This window comes from Paenibacillus chibensis, assembly GCF_004001045.1.
In the GTDB taxonomy this organism is placed as follows: domain Bacteria; phylum Bacillota; class Bacilli; order Paenibacillales; family Paenibacillaceae; genus Paenibacillus_AQ; species Paenibacillus_AQ chibensis.
On record NZ_BIMK01000075.1, the window covers coordinates 1 to 596 of the forward strand.

The window sequence follows — 596 nt, forward strand, 5'->3', positions numbered from 1 at the left end:
TCAGAAGAAAGCCGCATTGCTTGCAACATTGAAAAAGTGTGAAGCGGATCTCGAAATGTTTGCCTTATCCACCAAAGAACAAAATGCAAAGCAGATGTACGAGCAATGTTCAAAATCGTTAGAAGAGATTATTGGTGAAGTGAAACCATTGCTGATTCGTTAACTATACGCCAGCTGAAAAAATACGAGGAGAATGTTCATGGCAAATAATATAAAGAAAAATTTAACGCGGGTACAACAGGAATATAAAGAATTGGCGCAAAGCGTCGAACCTCCGAGACCCATACTCAAAAACTTCCTTCGTGCTTTTATAGCCGGCGGAACCATCTGTTTGGTTGGACAAGCCATCCAAGAAATGTTTGGCATTGGGGCGGCTTTGATGAGAAAAAAGCTGGAGATCCTACCGTGGCGGTGATGATCCTCCTTTCTGTCATTCTGACCTGCGCGGGGGTGTACGATAAATTTGCGCCCAATGGGCTGGTGCGGGTTCCGCAGTGCCTGTGACGGGATTTGCGAATTCGATGGCATCCGCAGCGATTGAACATCAGAGTGAAGGAATGGTGCTCGGTGTTGGCGGTAAAATGTTCAAACTGGCC

1 protein-coding gene and 1 pseudogene are annotated in these 596 nt (G+C 45.8%); both read left to right on the top strand.

Annotation, left to right across the window (positions count from 1 at the left end; all coding sequences use genetic code 11):
* A partial coding sequence (locus PCH05_RS27100) for a DUF1657 domain-containing protein (protein ID WP_127607837.1) occupies window positions 1–163 on the top strand: 163 nt, incomplete at its 5' end.
* A gap of 36 nt (window positions 164–199) precedes the next feature.
* A pseudogene (locus PCH05_RS27105) lies at window positions 200–596 on the top strand (SpoVA/SpoVAEb family sporulation membrane protein); the annotation flags it as partial.